The organism is Shewanella electrodiphila, assembly GCF_023283985.1.
GTDB classification, from domain to species: domain Bacteria; phylum Pseudomonadota; class Gammaproteobacteria; order Enterobacterales; family Shewanellaceae; genus Shewanella; species Shewanella electrodiphila.
Genome location: NZ_JAKIKU010000017.1, coordinates 46,038 through 65,326, shown reverse-complemented (window position 1 = coordinate 65,326; position 19,289 = coordinate 46,038). Strand labels below are relative to the sequence as shown.

Annotated in this window: 17 protein-coding genes; 11 read left to right on the top strand and 6 right to left on the bottom strand. The window is 40.9% G+C overall.

The window, feature by feature from the left end; translation table 11 throughout:
• The first annotated feature begins 17 nt into the window (after nt 1-17).
• The 4 genes from fadA (at nt 18) to L2737_RS20580 (ending at nt 5,658) form a co-directional block, all read left to right on the top strand.
• Nucleotides 18-1,187: an acetyl-CoA C-acyltransferase FadA gene (fadA, locus tag L2737_RS20595; RefSeq protein ID WP_102529104.1), complete on the top strand. Its 1,170-nt coding sequence runs from the start codon at nt 18-20 to the stop codon at nt 1,185-1,187.
• Between the two features lie 217 nt (nt 1,188-1,404).
• A complete protein-coding gene (tusA, locus tag L2737_RS20590) occupies nt 1,405-1,650 on the top strand; it encodes a sulfurtransferase TusA (protein WP_102529105.1) in 246 nt (81 codons plus the stop codon).
• A gap of 2 nt (nt 1,651-1,652) precedes the next feature.
• On the top strand, nt 1,653-2,093 hold the full coding sequence (locus L2737_RS20585; RefSeq protein WP_248956953.1) for an MOSC domain-containing protein: 441 nt from the start codon (nt 1,653-1,655) through the stop codon (nt 2,091-2,093).
• Between the two features lie 376 nt (nt 2,094-2,469).
• The gene (locus tag L2737_RS20580; protein ID WP_248956952.1) at nt 2,470-5,658 is read left to right on the top strand and encodes an amidohydrolase family protein; all 3,189 of its coding nucleotides are present in this window, start codon (nt 2,470-2,472) and stop codon (nt 5,656-5,658) included.
• 82 nt (nt 5,659-5,740) lie between these two features.
• Here L2737_RS20580 and L2737_RS20575 read toward each other — a convergent pair whose 3' ends face one another.
• Nucleotides 5,741-6,301, bottom strand: a complete 561-nt coding sequence (locus L2737_RS20575) for a DNA-3-methyladenine glycosylase I (RefSeq protein WP_248956951.1) — start codon at nt 6,299-6,301, stop codon at nt 5,741-5,743.
• A 120-nt stretch (nt 6,302-6,421) separates the two neighbouring features.
• Between L2737_RS20575 and glyQ the strand changes: the two genes are divergently transcribed.
• Both glyQ and glyS read left to right on the top strand, forming a co-directional pair.
• On the top strand, nt 6,422-7,327 hold the full coding sequence (gene glyQ, locus L2737_RS20570; RefSeq protein ID WP_102529109.1) for a glycine--tRNA ligase subunit alpha: 906 nt from the start codon (nt 6,422-6,424) through the stop codon (nt 7,325-7,327).
• A 9-nt stretch (nt 7,328-7,336) separates the two neighbouring features.
• Nucleotides 7,337-9,406 carry a glycine--tRNA ligase subunit beta gene (glyS, locus tag L2737_RS20565; protein ID WP_248956950.1) on the top strand — a complete coding sequence of 690 codons (2,070 nt, stop codon included), beginning with the start codon at nt 7,337-7,339 and terminating at the stop codon, nt 9,404-9,406.
• A 98-nt stretch (nt 9,407-9,504) separates the two neighbouring features.
• On the opposite strand, the gene L2737_RS20560 is transcribed toward glyS, so the two are convergent.
• Nucleotides 9,505-10,581: an HDOD domain-containing protein gene (locus L2737_RS20560; protein ID WP_428848412.1), complete on the bottom strand. Its 1,077-nt coding sequence runs from the start codon at nt 10,579-10,581 to the stop codon at nt 9,505-9,507.
• A 330-nt stretch (nt 10,582-10,911) separates the two neighbouring features.
• On the opposite strand from L2737_RS20560, the gene L2737_RS20555 reads away from it, so the two are divergent.
• Entirely contained in the window at nt 10,912-11,442 is a 531-nt protein-coding gene (locus tag L2737_RS20555) for an RNA polymerase sigma factor (RefSeq protein ID WP_248956949.1), read from the top strand.
• 2 nt (nt 11,443-11,444) lie between these two features.
• A complete protein-coding gene (locus L2737_RS20550) occupies nt 11,445-11,831 on the top strand; it encodes a DUF6768 family protein (protein ID WP_248956948.1) in 387 nt (128 codons plus the stop codon).
• Between the two features lie 139 nt (nt 11,832-11,970).
• On the opposite strand, the gene gyrB is transcribed toward L2737_RS20550, so the two are convergent.
• From gyrB to dnaA, 4 genes are all read right to left on the bottom strand, one after another.
• Complete coding sequence (gyrB, locus tag L2737_RS20545; RefSeq protein WP_248956947.1) at nt 11,971-14,388, bottom strand: DNA topoisomerase (ATP-hydrolyzing) subunit B; 2,418 nt, start codon at nt 14,386-14,388, stop codon at nt 11,971-11,973.
• A 15-nt stretch (nt 14,389-14,403) separates the two neighbouring features.
• Nucleotides 14,404-15,486 carry a DNA replication/repair protein RecF gene (recF, locus tag L2737_RS20540; protein WP_248956946.1) on the bottom strand — a complete coding sequence of 361 codons (1,083 nt, stop codon included), beginning with the start codon at nt 15,484-15,486 and terminating at the stop codon, nt 14,404-14,406.
• 112 nt (nt 15,487-15,598) lie between these two features.
• The gene (dnaN, locus tag L2737_RS20535; RefSeq protein WP_102529115.1) at nt 15,599-16,699 is read right to left on the bottom strand and encodes a DNA polymerase III subunit beta; all 1,101 of its coding nucleotides are present in this window, start codon (nt 16,697-16,699) and stop codon (nt 15,599-15,601) included.
• 19 nt (nt 16,700-16,718) lie between these two features.
• Nucleotides 16,719-18,107: a chromosomal replication initiator protein DnaA gene (dnaA, locus tag L2737_RS20530; protein ID WP_102529116.1), complete on the bottom strand. Its 1,389-nt coding sequence runs from the start codon at nt 18,105-18,107 to the stop codon at nt 16,719-16,721.
• Nucleotides 18,108-18,555: 448 nt separating this feature from the next.
• Between dnaA and rpmH the strand changes: the two genes are divergently transcribed.
• The 3 genes from rpmH to yidD are packed head-to-tail and all read left to right on the top strand — an operon-like array spanning nt 18,556 to nt 19,287.
• Entirely contained in the window at nt 18,556-18,693 is a 138-nt protein-coding gene (rpmH, locus tag L2737_RS20525) for a 50S ribosomal protein L34 (RefSeq protein WP_011867659.1), read from the top strand.
• Between the two features lie 16 nt (nt 18,694-18,709).
• Entirely contained in the window at nt 18,710-19,066 is a 357-nt protein-coding gene (rnpA, locus tag L2737_RS20520) for a ribonuclease P protein component (protein WP_102529117.1), read from the top strand.
• Nucleotides 19,033-19,287, top strand: a complete 255-nt coding sequence (gene yidD / locus L2737_RS20515) for a membrane protein insertion efficiency factor YidD (RefSeq protein ID WP_102529118.1) — start codon at nt 19,033-19,035, stop codon at nt 19,285-19,287. The genes rnpA and yidD overlap by 34 nt, the downstream gene beginning before the upstream one ends.
• The last annotated feature ends 2 nt before the right edge of the window (nt 19,288-19,289 follow it).

Genomic DNA, 19,289 nt, shown 5'->3' with positions numbered 1-19,289 from the left:
AGTAAAGGAATATCATCATGAAAAACGCTGTAATCGTAGACTGCATTCGTACTCCGATGGGCCGCTCTAAGGCTGGAGTATTTAGAAATGTACGTGCAGAAACCCTTTCTGCTGAACTAATGAAATCATTATTAAGCCGCAACAGTAAGCTTGATCCAAATGATATCGAAGATGTTATCTGGGGTTGTGTACAACAAACACTAGAGCAAGGTTTTAATATCGCCCGAAATGCTGCGCTATTAGCTGGCATTCCAAAAACAGCCGGTGCTGTTACGGTAAACCGTTTATGTGGTTCATCAATGGATGCACTTCATCAAGCAACGCGAGCCATTATGACAGGCCAAGGCGATACCTTTATCGTTGGTGGTGTTGAGCATATGGGCCATGTACCAATGAATCACGGTGTCGATTTCCATCCAGGCCTTGCAAGCAATGTTGCTAAAGCATCTGGCATGATGGGCTTAACCGCTGAAATGCTTGGCAAGATGCACGGTATCACTCGTGAACAACAAGATGCATTTGCAGTTCGTTCTCATCAACGTGCTCATGCTGCTACTGTTGAAGGTCGTTTTGATAACGAAATCGTACCTATTGAAGGTCATGACGCAAATGGTGCGTTAATTAAAGTGACTCATGATGAAGTGATTCGTCCTGAGACATCACTTGAATCACTTTCAGGATTACGCCCAGCATTTGACCCAGCTAACGGTACAGTGACAGCCGGTACTTCATCAGCATTATCTGATGGCGCTTCGGCAATGTTAGTTATGGAAGAAGAAAAAGCCAAAGCATTAGGTTTACCTATCCGAGCTCGAATTCGTTCAATGGCTGTAGCCGGCTGTGATGCTGCAATCATGGGTTATGGCCCAGTGCCAGCAACAAAGAAAGCATTAGCTCGTGCAGGCTTAACTGTTGATGATATGGATGTGATTGAATTAAACGAAGCATTCGCAGCACAGTCTCTTCCATGCGTTAAGGATTTAGGCCTTACTGATGTGGTTGACGAAAAAGTTAACTTAAATGGCGGCGCAATTGCTCTTGGTCATCCACTAGGTTGTTCAGGAACGCGTATCTCAACAACGCTGATTAACTTAATGGAAGCTAAAGATGCAAAATATGGTCTAGCGACTATGTGTATTGGTTTAGGCCAAGGCATCGCAACAATTTTTGAGCGTGTTGATAGCTAATCACGATTCAATATAACGCTTAAGATTAAAAGCCGCACTCTTCTATAGGTGCGGCTTTTTTATTATAAAAGTGTCCCATCCTGATATATGTTTCACGTGGAACATCCTGTGTTAGTTCACGAAATACTAATAAAGCTATGTTTCAGCACTTGCAACAGACTTTAACCAGAGTAAAATTAGCGCAATTATTGTTAGCTAGTCGTATATAAGAGTTAGTATGAGCGAAATATTTTCAACAGCAGAACATCATTTAGACGCCCTAGGTCTACGTTGTCCAGAGCCCGTAATGATGATCCGTAAAACCGTGCGTAAGATGGCCGAAGGTGAAACCTTACTTATTACTGCTGATGATCCTGCAACCACCCGTGATATCCCTAGCTTCTGTGAGTTCATGGATCACACCCTCATTGCCAGCGATACTCAGAAAACTCCATACAAATATATGATAAAAAAAGGACTTTAATCATGTCAGCACTAAAAGCAATTGCTTATAAAACAGCTAAAAAAGGCAAAATGAACCCTGTCTTTTGTGCCAATGTAAGTTTGCTTCGTGGTGTTGAAAATGATGTATTCGGTCGACCTGGCAAACGACAAGTCACAGTCATGTCAGTTGAACAATGGCAACTAGCCTGTCAGGAAATCAATACTGATTTAGAATGGCTAACAAGACGAGCTAATATATTAATCGATGGTTATCAGTTCAGCGCTGATGATGTCGGTAAAGTGATTTCAATTGGCGACGATGTTAGTTTAATTATCACTGGCGAAACCGACCCTTGTGCCAAAATGGAAATTGCACATCCAGGTCTTGAACAAGCATTACTACCCCAATGGCGAGGCGGTGTTACCTGCAAAGTTGTCACAGAAGGGCTAATTCAAGTAGAGGATACAGTTCGTATTCGATAAGCTCATTTATTAATAAAAGCTGATTAATAAAAGCTGATTAATAAAAGCTGATTAACAATAAAACCGTTTAACAACACACTGGACCAAAAACGAAAACCCACACTCTTTTTTAACCCAATCAGCATGCCCATTAATTATTCATCAAGCTAAAAACGACTCTTCAACGTCTAAACAATAAGCTAAACCATCAACACCCTTCTGTATTAATCCTGAAAAATTCAAATCGCTTTTGTACTGTCATCATTTGAAACAGAAAAACTGTTTAGTTCTTGGTTAATTTATGCGATAAATATCATCAGTTTTATAACTCGCAAACAACACTCGATTAATAAAAGTATAACTCGACCTTATAACGATAATCATAAATGGACTGTGCATGTTTACCTCAAAAATAAAACCTCTCTACACTGCTATTGCGCTTAGCTTAGCCAGTGCTTCTTTAGCTGTTAACGCAGCAGATGAAACCGAAAAATGGCAAGTGAATGCGCCAGCTAATGCGCCTTTAGAAAAACTACAAATTGATGTTACTGAAGGTACATGGATGAATGTCAGCGTTTCACCTGACGGCAAAACTATCGTATTTGACCTATTAGGCGATATTTATCAGATGCCTATTAGTGGCGGAGAAGCCAAAAAGCTCGCCTCAGGCATTGCTTGGCAAATGCAACCTGTCTATAGCCCTGACGGCAAACAAATCGCTTTTACATCGGATGAAGATGGCGGCGATAATATTTGGGTAATGAATGCAGATGGCAGTAACCAAAGGGCAGTCACCTCAGAAACATTCCGTTTATTAAACAGTCCTGCATGGAGTCCTGACTCACAATACCTTGTTGCACGTAAACACTTTACCGCCAGTCGCAGCTTAGGTGCTGGTGAAGTTTGGATGTATCACGTTGCGGGTGGCGAAGGTGTAAAACTGACGGAGCGCCCTAACGATCAAAAAGATTTAGGCGAACCCGCTTACTCTCCTGATGGCCGATATATTTACTTCAGCCAAGATGCTACGCCAGGTAAAACGTTCCATTACTCAAAAGATTCTGTAAAAGGAATTTATAAAATTAAACGCTACGATACTCAAACTGGTGATATCGAAGTCTTAATTGAAGGTACTGGCGGTGCAATCCGACCTACGCCAAGCCCTGATGGCACTAAGCTCGCCTATATTAAACGTGATGGTTTCCAGTCGACATTGTATTTATTGGATTTAAAATCAGGTAAACACACTAAACTTTACGATAATCTTGATCGTGACATGCAAGAAACATGGGCTATCCATGGCGTATACCCAACCATGTCTTGGACTCAAGATAACGAAGAAATCGTATTTTGGGCAAAAGGGAAAATTAATAAACTCAATGTTGAAGACAAAGAAGTCAGTAATATTCCTTTTTCAGTCAAAACAGAGTTAGATGTTCAACCTTCTGTTCGTTTTACTCAAAATCTAGATCAAGATGAGTTTGATGTAAAAATGCTACGTATGGCACAGGTATCACCTAATGGTGAAAAAGTGGTATTCGAAGCATTGGGTAAGCTGTGGGTTCGTGATATTGAAGACGGAAAACGTAAACGCTTAACTCGTCTAGATGACGATGTTAATGAACTATTCCCGCAATGGTCACGTGATGGTAAGAACATTGTATTCACGACTTGGAATGACCAGGATCAAGGCACAGTCAGTATTGTCAGTGCTAAAGGTGGCCGTAGTAAAGAGTTAACCAGTGAACCAGGTAAGTACGTTGAACCTACCTTTTCACCTGATGGTAAAACGGTTGTATACCGCAAAGCCAAAGGCGGCTATATGACACCTCGAACTTGGTCACAAGAACCAGGTTTATATAAGGTAGATTTAAAGAAAAAGAACAACATCAAAATAACCGCTAGCGGTTACCAACCGCAATTTGGTGCTGACTCAACACGTGTATTCTTCATGGATTATGGTGAAACACCTGAATTATCTTCTATCAGTTTAGATGGATTTGAAAAGCGTACTCATTATACCAGCGAGCATGCAACGGAGTTCCGTGTATCACCTAACGGACAACACTTAGCATTTTCTGAACGTTTCCGTGTATACGTTACGCCATTTGCTAAACATGGTGAAACAGTTCGGATTAGCCCTAAAGCAACTAACCTACCTGTAACTCAGTTAAGTGTACGCGCAGGTGAAAGTATTAGCTGGAACAATAAGAGTAACGAACTTTATTGGACCCTTGGCCCAGATCTATATCAAGCCGCTGTTGATACCCAATATGCTAAGACAGAAGATGAAGTTAAACCAAGCATTACTGCCATTGGCTTCAAAGAAAAAGCAGATGTTCCACGTGGAACAATCGCTTTTGTTGGCGGCAAAATCATTACTATGGAAAACGACCAAGTCATCGATAATGGTGTTGTCATCGTTACAGACAACAAAATTGTTAGTGTCGGTGATGCCAACGTGACAATTCCCAAAGGTGCACAAGTTATCGATATTAAAGGCAAAACATTAATGCCTGGTTTATTCGATGCTCACGCACATGGTGGACAAGCTGATGATGAAATTATTCCTCAGCAGAATTGGCAACTATACTCTGGCCTGTCATTAGGTGTTACAGCAATTCATGATCCATCAAATGATACCACTGAAATATTTGCAGCTTCAGAGCAGCAAAAAGCCGGTAACATTGTTGGCCCACGTATATTCTCGACCGGTACAATTTTATATGGTGCCAATGCTCCTGGTTATACGTCTCATGTTGACTCACTGGATGATGCCAAGTTCCATTTGGAGCGCTTAAAGAAAGTCGGTGCTTTTAGTGTGAAAAGTTATAACCAACCACGTCGTAACCAACGTCAGCAAGTTATCCAAGCTGCACGTGAACTTGAAATGATGGTTGTGCCTGAAGGCGGAAGCTTACTTCAACACAATTTATCAATGATTGCCGATGGTCATACGACAATCGAACACTCACTTCCAACAGGTTCAATCTACAGTGATATCAAACAGTTCTGGAGCCAAACTGAAGTTGCTTACACGCCGACATTAGTTGTCGCTTATGGCGGTATTTCAGGAGAGCATTACTGGTATGACAAAACTGACGTATGGGCTCATCCTCGCTTAAGTATGTACGTACCAAGTGATATCTTGAATGCTCGCTCAATGCGCAGAACCAAAGCACCTGATGAACATTACAATCATTTCAATGTCGCCCGTGTCGCCAATGAATTAAATGAAATAGGTATTCATCCAAACATTGGTGCTCATGGTCAACGTGAAGGTTTAGCAGCACATTGGGAAATGTGGATGTTTGCCCAGGGCGGGATGAGCAATATGGATGTATTGAAAACAGCCACAATTAACCCAGCTAAAACCTTTGGAATGGATCATCAGATTGGTTCAATCAAAGAAGGAAAATTAGCTGATATCATTGTTATTGATGGTGATCCACTAGCGGACATCAGAGTGACTGATAAAGTGACTTATACCATGGCAAATGGCAAATTATACAATGCTGAAACCATGAACCAGTTAAATGGCGATGAAGTTAAGCGTAAACCATTTTTCTTTGAAACCACTAAATAGTAACTATCCAGCTACTAGATAACAAAAAGGGATGTTCCACGTGGAACATCCCTTTTTTATATAAAGATTATTGACCTAAAAATTACTTTCCATAACGAAAACAGTCTGTTGTATGGTCATTAATCATCCCTACCGCTTGCATAAATGCATAACAAATTGTCGGCCCGACAAAATTAAAACCGAGCTTTTTTAAGGCTTTAGACATGGCTTCAGATTCAGGCGTTTGCGCTGGCACTTCTGACATCGTAGCGAAGTGATTGATTTTCGGCTCACATCCGACAAACTCCCACAGAAATTTTGAAAAGTCATTTCCTTGTTCCACAAAAGCCAAATAGGCTTTAGCATTTTTGATGATAGAATTCACTTTCAAACGGTTTCTAACTATCCCAGGGTTAAGTAATAACTCCTCTACTTTAGCATCGTCAAAAGTGGCAATGACTTTAGGATCGAAGTTAGCAAACAAATCTTGGTAATTATGCTGCTTCTTTAAAATAGTTATCCAAGATAATCCAGCTTGTTGGCCATCAAGGCACAGCTTCTCAAATAACACGATGGGATCATAAACAGGCCTTCCCCAAACGTTATCATGATAATCGATATAAAGCGGGTCGTTACTCAACCAAGCACAGCGTTTCAGATCCATTTGTATAGCCCATTTAAATTTTTAATCTCTACGTTAAAAAATAACCTACATCTGTATTAATCTACAAGGTATAATCAAAACCATTTTCTATTTTTAGCCTCAACCAGTAGATAAGCGGACATGACGACGAAACACGACGTAAAGACATTCCAGGGCTTCATTATGACCCTGCAGGAATACTGGGCGCAGCAAGGTTGCGCAATCGTTCAACCATTGGACATGGAAGTGGGTGCAGGTACATTCCACCCGATGACATTTTTGCGTTCATTAGGCCCAGAGCCAATGAGCAGCGCATATGTGCAACCATGTCGCCGACCTACCGATGGCCGCTACGGTGAAAACCCTAACCGCCTACAACATTACTACCAATTCCAAGTAGTGCTTAAGCCTTCTCCAAGTAACATTCAAGAGTTATATCTTGGTTCTTTAGAAGCACTAGGTGTGGATATGGGCGTTCATGACGTGCGTTTTGTTGAAGATAACTGGGAGTCGCCAACACTAGGTGCTTGGGGCTTAGGTTGGGAAGTTTGGTTAAACGGTATGGAAGTATCGCAATTTACCTATTTCCAACAAGTCGGTGGTATAGAGTGTAAGCCTGTCACTGGTGAAATCACCTATGGTCTAGAACGTCTTGCGATGTATATCCAAGAAGTTGACAGTGTTTATGATCTTGTCTGGACTGACGGCCCGATGGGCAAAGTGATGTACGGCGATATTTTCCATCAAAATGAAGTGGAGCAATCAACTTATAACTTCGAACACGCTGATGTTGAAGTGCTATTTAAGCAATTTGATGATTGTGAAAAAGCCTGCCAGAAATTATTAACCCTAGAAAAGCCTTTACCATTGCCAGCTTACGAGCAAGTAATGAAAGCCTCTCATGCATTTAACTTACTTGATGCGCGCCATGCAATTTCGGTTACAGAACGTCAACGCTATATTTTGCGTGTACGTACTATGGCAAAAGGTGTTGCTGAATCTTATTACCAAGCACGTGAAGCGCTTGGTTTCCCAATGTGTAAGTAGAGGTAGAATATGAACGTTGAAAACTTACTCATTGAAGTGGGTACAGAAGAATTACCACCAAAAGCATTACGTAAACTTGCAGAGTCATTTCTAGCAAACTTTACCGAAGAGTTAACTAAAGCAGAATTAGCTTTTGCCGATGCTACTTGGTATGCAGCGCCTCGCCGTCTAGCGATTAGTATTGAGCAACTCGCTGTCGCTCAAGCAGACAAAGTTGTTGAAAAACGTGGCCCTGCAGTTGCACAAGCATTTGATGCTGAAGGTAACCCAACAAAAGCCGCTATGGGCTGGGCTCGTGGTAACGGTATTACCGTTGAACAAGCTGACCGTCTTAAAACAGATAAAGGCGAATGGTTATTACATCAAGCAAAAGTGGTTGGTGTTGAAACTAAGTCACTTATTGCAACGATGGCACAAAAATCTCTTGATAAGTTACCTATTCCTAAGCCTATGCGCTGGGGTAGCAATACCACACAGTTTATCCGTCCTGTTCACACCGTAACCATGTTATTAGGTGATGAGTTAGTTGCTGGTGAATTATTAGGTATTGAATCAGCACGCACGATCCGTGGCCATCGTTTCATGGGGGTGGATACCTTTGAACTAGACCATGCAGACAACTACTTAACCGAGTTAGAAACGCAAGGTAAAGTATTAGCTGACTACCAACGTCGAAAAGACATCATTAAAGTGAATGCTGAAATTGCAGCCAAACAAATCGGCGGCGTGGCAGAACTTGAAGATGAACTACTTGAAGAAGTCACAGCATTGGTTGAATGGCCGGTTGTGTTGACTGCAAGCTTCGAAGAAAAATTCTTAGATGTGCCAGCTGAAGCCTTGGTTTACACCATGAAAGGCGATCAGAAATACTTCCCAGTATTTGATAAAGCGGGTCAGTTATTACCTAACTTTATCTTCGTCACCAATATTGAATCTAAAGATCCACAGCAGATTATTTCGGGTAACGAGAAAGTCGTTCGCCCTCGCCTTGCTGATGCTGAGTTCTTCTTTGAAACTGACAAAAAACAGTCTTTAGAAACACGTTTATCCAGCTTAGAGTCTGTTGTTTTCCAAAAGCAATTAGGCACGATTAAAGCCCGCGTTGAACGTATTTCAGGTATGGCGAGTTTCATTGCCACCAGCATAGGTGCAAATAGCGAAGAAGCTGCGCGTGCAGGTTTATTGTCTAAGTCAGACTTGATGACAAATATGGTGATGGAATTTACCGACCTTCAAGGCACCATGGGCATGCATTACGCACGCTTAGACGGTGAAACTGAAGCGGTTGCTGTTGCTCTTGCTGAGCAATACAAACCTAAATTCTCTGGCGATACTGTGCCTACTGCACCTATCTCAATCTGTGTCGCATTAGCTGAAAAGCTTGATACTTTAGTGGGTATTTTTGGTATTGGCCAAGCACCAAAAGGCGCAGCTGATCCATTCGCACTTCGCCGTGCTGCTATCGGTATTTTGCGTCTTTGTTTAGAGAACAATTTACCGTTAGATTTAGTTGATTTGATTGCTAAAGCAAAAGAGTTACACGGTGAAAACCTGACTAACGATAAAGTATCTGAGCAAGTACTTGAGTTCTTTATGGGCCGCTTCCGTTCTTGGTATCAAGATCAAGGTGTGGGTGTTGATGTTATTCTTGCGGTCTTAGCACGCAAACCTACAGCCCCTGCAGATTTTGAAAGTCGTATTAAAGCTGTGGCTCACTTCAGAACTTTAGAACAAGCATCAGCACTTGCTGCTGCCAATAAGCGTGTGTCTAATATCTTGGCTAAAGTTGAAGGTGAAATCCCATCTACTATTGATTCAGGACTTTTAGTTGAAAGTGCTGAAAAAGCACTAGCAGACAAATTAGTAGCGCTACAACCTCAGCTAGCGCCTTTATTTGCTGCCGCTAACTATCAAGAAGCATTATCTTTACTAGCAAATCTACGTGAAAGCGTTGATACCTTCTTTGAAGATGTGATGGTAATGGCTGATGATGTAGCACTTAAGAATAACCGTTTAGCACTGTTAAATAGCTTACGTGAACAATTCTTACACGCTGCGGATATTTCATTACTTCAGTAATGAATATGTCTTATAAGCACTTATAAAAAACGCGCCTTTCGGCGCGTTTTTTATTGTTCATCAAGCATTAATCACGTCGAAGTTAGATCAACTTATAACTATAAACTCAGCAATTTTTGATGCAGCACTTCAAACTGCTCGGCATCTATTTTCACTTGAGACAAAAGTTGTCCCTGCGCCTCAACAGTTAATTTATTCACCTGCTTTAGCATAGAACATTCACTGACAATATTGGCTCGCCATACCGCGATTGCTAATGGATCAGTAGGTTGATGAAGTGAGTTAGCCAGTTGCGCTAATGGCTGTTCAAATTGAGCAGGTAACTGCCAATGTTTAACCAGCAACGCACTTAAGCTTAATGATTTAGTGGTCATGACTTGCTTAAACAACACTGAGCTAGGCTGTTCACCCGGTTCTGCTTGTCGAAAAGCTTCAATCATCATTTTAAAAATGGCAATTTTACCCACATCATGCAATAAACCGAGAAAAAAAGCTGTGTCACCATCCTCGTCAGCAAACGCCTTCGCAAGAAAGGCAACCTGCATAGAGTGACGCCAAATTTCGGCACCAAAACGCCTGAAGTAAATAGGCTTAATATTTATCATTTCTTTCATCAAACTAGTACGTACAAACAACTGCAGCTGCTGCAAACCAATTTGAACCACAGCTTGCTGTAAGCTAGTAATCTCTTTGTCAGAACGTTTAAAGGCACTGGAATTACATAGTTTTAAAACCTCGATACTCAAAACAGGATCTTGTTCAATCATGCCGAGCAAATCTTTAGTATCAATATCTTCTTGAGCCAACTTTCTATCTAACTCAGATAGACGGCTTGGCAATTTAAGTACCTTCTCTGCAATCACTTTTGGCGAACTAAAAGCCAGCTCAATTTTAGATAGAACATTGCGCTCTAAACTATTGGCCATTCCACCAGTGTCTTGATCGCTTACAGGAAACAATAAGCTGTAGAACAAAGCTGAAGAGTCGACAGCGATTGCCATCGTTGCCGCTGGCTGATTTGTAGACTGATGTGTCGCCGTTTTGCTCACCGCATGTGATGCGTTTACAGAAGCCGTTTTAGATAAAAGACTGTTTTGCGAATTTAATGCGCTAGCAGCATTCACCTCTTTCTTAGAGCGAATATTAAATATCTTATTAAATAATGCTTTAACCACTTGTATGACCTAAGTAAAAGTAATAACCGCTAAACCGAGAGTAATCCTTTACTGTGTTCTAGTATAAAGTATAGCGACCGCAAGGAATCAAGAACGTAACCACTTCACACATTTGGAAATATAAAAAGATATCTCCCAATAATGTCTAAAAGTGAACGTAACATGATATCCAAACAAACAAATTTATTTTATCCCTTTAAAGGATAATGATTTATAACCCTTTGCTTATATCATTACCTCTATGAGTCATCACAGTAAAAATAAATAATAAAAAACCGAACCATTCAATGTTGTCTCTCGTCTTTACTCTACATCTTGTTAAAACCTTACATGGAGTATCTATTTATCCGACAAGCACAAATAGAACTTTGGGTACTTGAAGCGCAAGCTGGAAATTTAAAAGCGTTTGATCAGCTCTATCAGCACTTTTATCCGCAAGTATTGTCGTTTGCATATAGAACAACCAGCAACAAAGGGCTAGCTCAGGATGCTGTTCAAGAGGCATGGCTAAAGCTTTCAACAACAATGACTAGAATAAATGATCCTGCAGCATTTAAGACTTGGTTATTTAAACTAACTCATTGGCAAGTTTTAGATATGGTCAAAAGCAATAAAAAGCATATGTACACCCCACTTGATGCAATAGGTGAGATAGCAGCAGAAACCAAAACCGATACATCAGAGTTAGCACAAGCAATGAAGCATTTAAGCTTAATTGAGCATCAGGTCATTCATTTATTTTACTTAGAAGGCTTCAGTCTCAGTGAAATAAGTCACATTTTAAACATTGCTTCAGGCACAGTTAAATCAAGACTGTTTCGAGCCAGAGCAGCGTTAAAACAAGTATTAGATAAGGATTAATTATGAGTTTAGATGACAAAATACGTGAACAGCTTGAGCATGAAAATGAGTTATTAAAAGCCCAAATAAATCGAGACCCCAATTTGTGGAGTATGTTGGCAAGTGCCTATCAAGGTAGGCTAGGTGGCTGGATGATCATATCGACTATTGTTGCATTTGGTCTTTCTGCTCTGATGTTGTGGTGTGGCTATGAATTCTTTTTTGTAGAGTCATCAATGGCAACTAAACTGCAATGGGGAGTGGGCCTACTACTGAGTAGTATGATGCAAATAGCAATAAAAATGTGGACCTTTAATGAGATGAACCGCAGTGCAACCCAAAGAGAGATTAAAAAATTAGAAATTGCGATTCAGACATTGAGTCTGCAAATCACAGAAAAGCAGAAATAGGTTTTGTGTAAGTAGGTGATTGTGATTGTGTATGTGTAAATGTATTGGGATGAGTATGTTTGAGTGTGACACTGAGATGTAGGCACAAAAAAGGGAAAGCAAAGCTTTCCCTTTTAATTTAAGACTTAACGAATAATTGTTACACGTCTAAGTTAGCTACGTTCAATGCGTTAGTTTCAATAAAGTCACGACGTGGCTCTACTTGATCACCCATTAACGTTGTAAATAGTTGATCAGCACCTACAGCATCTTCAATCGTCACACGTAACATACGACGTGTTTCAGGATCCATTGTAGTTTCCCACAATTGCTCAGGGTTCATCTCACCCAATCCTTTATAACGTTGGATATAAAGACCACGTTTAGCTTCGCTCATCGTCCACTCAAGCGCTTCTAAGAAAGTTTCTACTTCCTTCATACGCTCACCACGTTTGATGTAACCGCCTTCTTCAATCATACCGTCTAACGCTCTACCTAGCTTAGCAATAAGCGAGTAGTCGTTTGACTGGAAGAAGTCATAGCTGAACAAGTAATTCGTATCGATACCATGCTTACGAATCGTTAAGCTAGGCAGGTAAGCTTTACGCTCTGGATCTAATACCGGCTCAATGCTGTAAATCACGCCGTCAGACTCAAGTTCAATTAAGTCTGCCACGAATGCATCACACCACTGCTTCATTTGACCTTCATCAGATAGCATTTCATTGCTCACACCTGGATGATGGATCATACGATTAGTAATAGACTCAGGGTAACGTTTAGCTAAACGATCAATGATTGCTTCAACTTCACGATATTGGCTCACTAAACGTTCTAAAGGTTCACCAGTCATACCTGGAGCGCCTTGAGTCGGATAAATATGAGTGCCATCTAACGCTTGAGTAGTTAAGTATTCAGTTAACGCCGGCTCATCTTTTAGATACTGCTCTTGCTTACCTTTTTTAACTTTAAACAAAGGAGGCTGTGCAATATAGATAAAGCCACGCTCAATTAGCTCAGGCATTTGACGGAAGAAGAAGGTCAATAGCAAGGTACGAATGTGCGAGCCATCGACGTCGGCATCGGTCATGATGATGATGTTATGATAACGGGTTTTCTCTGGGTCGTAATCTTCACGGCCGATACCACAACCTAGTGCAGTAATTAACGTTGCCACTTCTTGCGAAGATAACATTTTATCAAAACGTGCTTTCTCAACGTTTAAGATTTTACCTTTAAGCGGAAGAATCGCTTGGTTTTTACGGTTACGTCCCTGCTTGGCTGATCCGCCAGCAGAGTCCCCTTCCACTATGTAGATTTCAGAAAGACCAGGGTCTTTCTCTTGGCAATCTGCAAGTTTACCTGGCAAACCACCTAAATCGAGTGCGCCTTTACGACGTGTCATTTCACGAGCTTTACGCGCTGCTTCACGAGCTCGAGCGGCATCAACAATCTTACCCACAATCAATTTTGCATCGACAGGGTTTTCTAATAGGTAATCATTTAATTGCTCACCCATTGTTTGTTCTACAGCGCCTTTCACTTCACTTGAAACCAATTTATCTTTGGTTTGTGAACTGAACTTTGGATCTGGTACTTTTACAGAAACAACCGCGGTCAAACCTTCACGAGCATCATCACCCGTTGCGTTGGTTTTGCCTTTCTTATTGAAGCCTTCACGCTCCATGTAGTTATTTAAGTTACGTGTTAATGCACCACGGAAACCCGCTAAGTGAGTACCACCATCACGTTGTGGAATGTTATTGGTAAAACAGAAAATGCTTTCTTGATAACCATCATTCCACTGCATTGCGACTTCAACGGTAATGCCATCTTCACGTTCTTGAGTAAAGTGGAATACGTCTTTGTTGATTGGCGTCTTGTTACGGTTCAAGTAATCTACGAATGCGCTAATACCGCCGTCGTATTTAAAGAATTCATTACGCTCATCACGTTCGTCAACAAGGCGGATACCCACACCTGAGTTCAAGAATGATAATTCACGTACACGTTTGGCAAGAATATCAAAATGGAACAAGGTATCTGAGAAGGTTTCAGCACTTGGCCAAAAACGGATATGAGTCCCAGTCTTTTCAGTATCACCAACTGGTGCGATAGGCGCATCTGGAACACCCATAGTGTAGAACTGTTCATAAATATGACCATCACGACGAATGATCATTTGCAGTTTTTCAGATAATGCGTTTACTACCGAAACACCTACACCGTGCAAACCACCAGAAACTTTGTATGAGTTATCATCGAACTTACCACCAGCATGAAGTACGGTCATAATAACTTCTGCAGCTGAAACCCCTTCTTCTTCATGGATTGCAACTGGAACACCACGGCCATCATCTGTAACAGATACAGAACCATCAGCATGAATGGTGATAGTAATGTCATTACAGTGACCCGCTAAGGCTTCATCGATAGAGTTATCGACCACTTCGAATACCATGTGATGAAGACCCGTACCATCATCTGTATCGCCGATGTACATCCCTGGTCTCTTACGAACTGCATCAAGGCCTTTTAAAACCTTAATACTCGAAGAATCATAACTATTCTCTGACATATTTCTCTCTCGTTTTTATTCAACTACCGTGACTTGCCCGTGTTCCACATGAAACATTTTACTTGGCGGGCTTGCCAGCGAATCGACTATTGCAACAGGATCAATCGCTGTGACAAAAATTTGTGCACCGGTTTCGGTTAACTGTTTTAGCAATAGCTGCCTATGTTGTGCATCCAACTCAGATGGAAGATCATCCACAAGGTAAATACTATGCTTGTTCTGTTGTTCTTGAAGCAATTTGCCTTGTGCAATACGCAGTGCACAGACTAATAATTTTAACTGTCCTCGGGATAACGCATCTTGCACGGGTAGGTTGCCAACACGTAATCGCAAATCTGCTTTGTGTGGTCCACTACCTGTATTACCCGATGATAAATCTCGGTGATATTGAGTTTCGAGTAACTCGGAAAAATCCGTTTTGCTATCCCAGCCACGAGTAAAGGAAACTTTAATATCAACTCGTGGTAAAAACTCTTCGATTATACCCTTAAGTAGCTCATTTAACGAGTCTACATAGTGATTTCGTATCGAAGTAACTTGTTCAGCATACCGCACCAATTCCTTATCCCAAAATTGAATTGTGGCATAAGAAGATCCGTCTCTAAGCAGCTGATTTCTTTGCTTTAAAATTCTTCTCGTATTTACCCATGCTTGATAAAAATTAACGTCAGCATGAAAAGCGCCCCAATCAATGAATTGACGGCGGGCTTTTGGACCTTCAAATAGCAAAGAAAAACTTTCAGGGGTGATAACTTGAATAGGTAACGTTTCAGCTAAAACAGATAATCGCTTCACTTTATCGCCATTCATTTTGACATCAATGTCGCCATTTCTAAAACGTCTTAGGCCTAATTTCGCTTCACCCGACTCCATTTCGAGTTCGGCAAATAACGTTAGGCTGTCTTGCTCAATATTAATCACCCTTTGCGATAAGTGACTTCGAAAAGAACGCCCCATTCCCAAAAAATATATCGCTTCTAATATACTGGTTTTTCCACTGCCATTTTCACCATAAATCAAGTTTAAACCTGACGCTGGTGTTAATGACGCCGAAAGGATATTACGAAACTGGGCGATATTAAGACGGGTTAAACTCATGAGTGGTAATTTCTCAAACCTATCAACAAAGACATAAAACTAAAAAAGGTGCCTTAATGTAGCACCTTCTTGGGATAAAAACGTTTCGGTAATCTATTTAGTTCAATAGAAACTATAAACGCATAGGCATCACGACATACATTGAATCTTCTTCGGCGTGGTTTTCTATTAACGCACTCGAGTTTCCATCAATAAGCGTGATTCTGACGTCGTCACTGGCTAAGTTATTCAATACATCTAGCAAATAGCTTACGTTGAAGCCAATTTCTAAATTTTCAGCGTTATATTCAACATCGATAATTTCTTCAGCTTCTTCCTGCTCAGGGTTGTTGGCAGTAATGCGCAATAAACCAGGTTCAAGCTGAATACGCACCCCACGGAACTTCTCATTAGATAAAATAGAAGCTCGTGTTAATGCTTGTTTTAAGTGGTTTCGACTAGCAACGACAATCTTATCACCGCCTTTTGGCAATACACGGCGATAATCAGGGAAGCGTCCATCAACTAACTTACTGGTAAATACCGCATTGTCAGTGGTCGCACGTATAGCACTATCGCCAATGGCAATATTAATTTCTTTGTCTTCACTTTCTAGCAAACGAGACATTTCTACCACACCTTTACGCGGCACAATGACTTGTTTTTCAGGTAGTGCAATACCAATGTCACGATGACTTAATGCTAAACGGTGTCCGTCAGTCGCAATCGCTTTTAATGAAGTACCAGAGGTTTCAAATAACAAACCATTCAGGTAATAACGCACATCTTGGTTAGCCATTGAAAATTGAGTTGAATCAATAATCGACTTAAGCGTGCCTTGTTTAAGGCTAAATTCTATTTCAGCTTGGAATGCTTCAACATTCGGGTAATCGGATGCTGGTAAGGTTGCTAAAGAAAATCGGCTTCGGCCTGAGCGCAATAACCATTTGTTTTCTTGTTGCTCAATCTTGATTTCGACTTGTTCTGGAAGTGACTTAACAATGTCTAATAGCTTTTTAGCAGGAACAGTCGTACTGCCCACTTCAACTTCACCTTGAATAGGAGCCTGACCAACAAGCTCAACCTCTAAATCCGTACCTGTAAGCTTAAGTGAGTCTTCACTAACTTCGATTAGCAAGTTGGATAAAATAGGTAAATTGTGACGTCTTTCTACTGCGCCACACACTAATTGAAGTGGTTTTAATAGGGCATCCCTATCAATTGAAAATTTCATTCGACTCAATTTCCTGATATTAAGAAGATAATGTACGTATCAAGTTAGCATAATCTTCTTTAATGTCATGACTTTCTTCACGCAATTGGGCAATTTTTCTGCATGCGTGTAATACGGTAGTATGATCACGACCCCCAAAGGCATCCCCAATTTCAGGTAAGCTTTGGTTAGTTAGTTCTTTTGATAATGCCATCGCGACTTGACGAGGTCTCGCAACACTGCGAGAACGACGCTTAGATAACATATCAGCCATTTTAATTTTGTAGTATTCAGCAACCGTCTTTTGAATATTATCAATGGTCACTAATTTTTCTTGCAGTGCTAATAAATCACGTAATGCTTCACGGACAAAATCAATTGTGATGGGTCTGCCGGTAAAGTTAGCGTTGGCAATCACGCGGTTTAATGCGCCTTCCAATTCACGAACATTAGAACGTAAACGCTTAGCAATAAAGAAAGCCACTTCATCAGGAAGGTTAATACCACTCTCTTCTGCTTTACGCATTAAGATTGCCACACGGGTTTCCAGTTCTGGAGGCTCAATCGCCACCGTTAACCCCCAACCAAAACGTGATTTTAAACGATCTTCTACCCCATCAATTTCTTTAGGGTACTTATCAGATGTCAGGATGATCTGATGATTACCTTCTAATAGTGCATTGAAGGTATGAAAGAATTCTTCTTGTGAACGATCTTTATTGGCAAAGAATTGAATGTCATCAATAAAGAGTGCATCTACACTACGGTAATAACGTTTGAAGTCTTCAATTGCATTATTTTGCAATGCTTTAACCATATCCTGAACAAAACGCTCAGAATGCATATAAACCACTTTAGCATTGGGATTATTTTTAATAATGCCATTACCCACAGCATGTAATAAATGGGTTTTACCTAAACCGGTGCCGCCATATAGGAATAATGGGTTGTATGCACCACCAGGGTTTTCTGCTACTTGCAGTGCCGCCGCTTTACCTAATTGGTTTGATTTACCTTCAACAAAATTATCAAACTGGTAAGTTGGGTTGATGTTACTGCGATGGTTCGCATGTTCAACTGGCTCTGCTTGCGTATTAAATGCAGTGCTAACACGTGGCTTAGCTTGAGTGCTTTGCGGTTGTCTTACCTCTGCCTTTACAGGTGCAGGTGTTCTGACCGCTGACGGACGGCTACCAATATCAAAGCGCAGCTTAGGGGCATTTCCACCTAACTGTTCGGTAAAAAATTGATTGATGATATTGATGTACTTATCTCGAACCCAATCGAGTACAAAACGATTAGGTGCATAAAGTACCAAAGTATCGCCATCCATTTCAGCCTGTAACGGACGGATCCACATACTGAATTGCTGCGCAGAAAGTTCGTCTTGCAGCCTGCCGATACATTGTTGCCAAAGTGAAACCGCCACTTAAAATTCCTTAATATCGTTTGTTGAAGGAGGGGTATTCTATCGTTAGATCTCAATGATCGCTATCGATAAAAAAATATTTATCCCCAGCCTGATCATTGTATGTGGATATCTGTGATCTTTAAAGATCAAAAACGATCCAATTAATCGTATTTGTTCGCAGATCCTGCTTTATTAACCGATCACTCTTGATCTATAATAGCCGCAGTTTGATCTCGTAAAACTGCCTTTGATCCACTACATGTAGTGTTGATTCACAGAGTTATCCACATCCTGTGGTGCATTTTTGGCGTTTAACGAAAAACTAATTAGGTAAAAATTGTTCATATAGCTACTTTCCTTGTTGACGGTAGTGATTAAAGTGATTACAATTCGGCCTCTTTTTTGCCCTTACCTCTTATTTTAAGAATGTAAGGTTTATTAACTACTAAATATACGGATTGCCAAAATGAGTAAACGTACTTTTCAACCAAGCAACCTGAAGCGTAAGCGTTCTCACGGCTTCCGCGCACGTATGGCCACTGTAGGCGGCCGTAAAGTGATTGCACGTCGTCGTGCAAAAGGTCGCGCTCGTTTATCTGCTTAATCGGTAGATATTCATAGTGACTAGCTATGCTTTTACGCGGGAGTTACGTTTGTTAACTCCCGCGCAATTTAAATCTGTATTTTCAAATCCCATCAAAGCATCTTCTGCTGAAATAACTCTGCTCGCTATACCTAATTCAGAACAGCATCCTCGTATTGGATTAACAGTTGCTAAACGTTTTGTTAAAAATGCCAGCGACCGTAATCGTATTAAGCGAATAATCAGAACAAATTTCCGTTTAAGTCAGCATGACATCCCAAATCTTGATATTGTAGTCTTGGTTCGAAATGGCGTGGTCGATATGGAAAATGCAGAACTACATAAATTAACAGAGAAGTTATGGCGCAAGCTCAGTCGCCGTTACAATGGCTAGCCACCAAGGCTATTCGTGGTTATCAACTTCTTATCAGCCCCATGCTGGGACCTCGCTGTAGATTCAACCCAACGTGCTCTTATTATGCAATTGATGCAATAAAAACGCATGGAACTGCGAAAGGTTGTTGGCTTGCAGCGAAACGCATACTAAAATGTCACCCTTTACATCCCGGCGGAAGTGATCCCGTCCCCCCTAAAAACGACAGGTGTAACAAATAGGC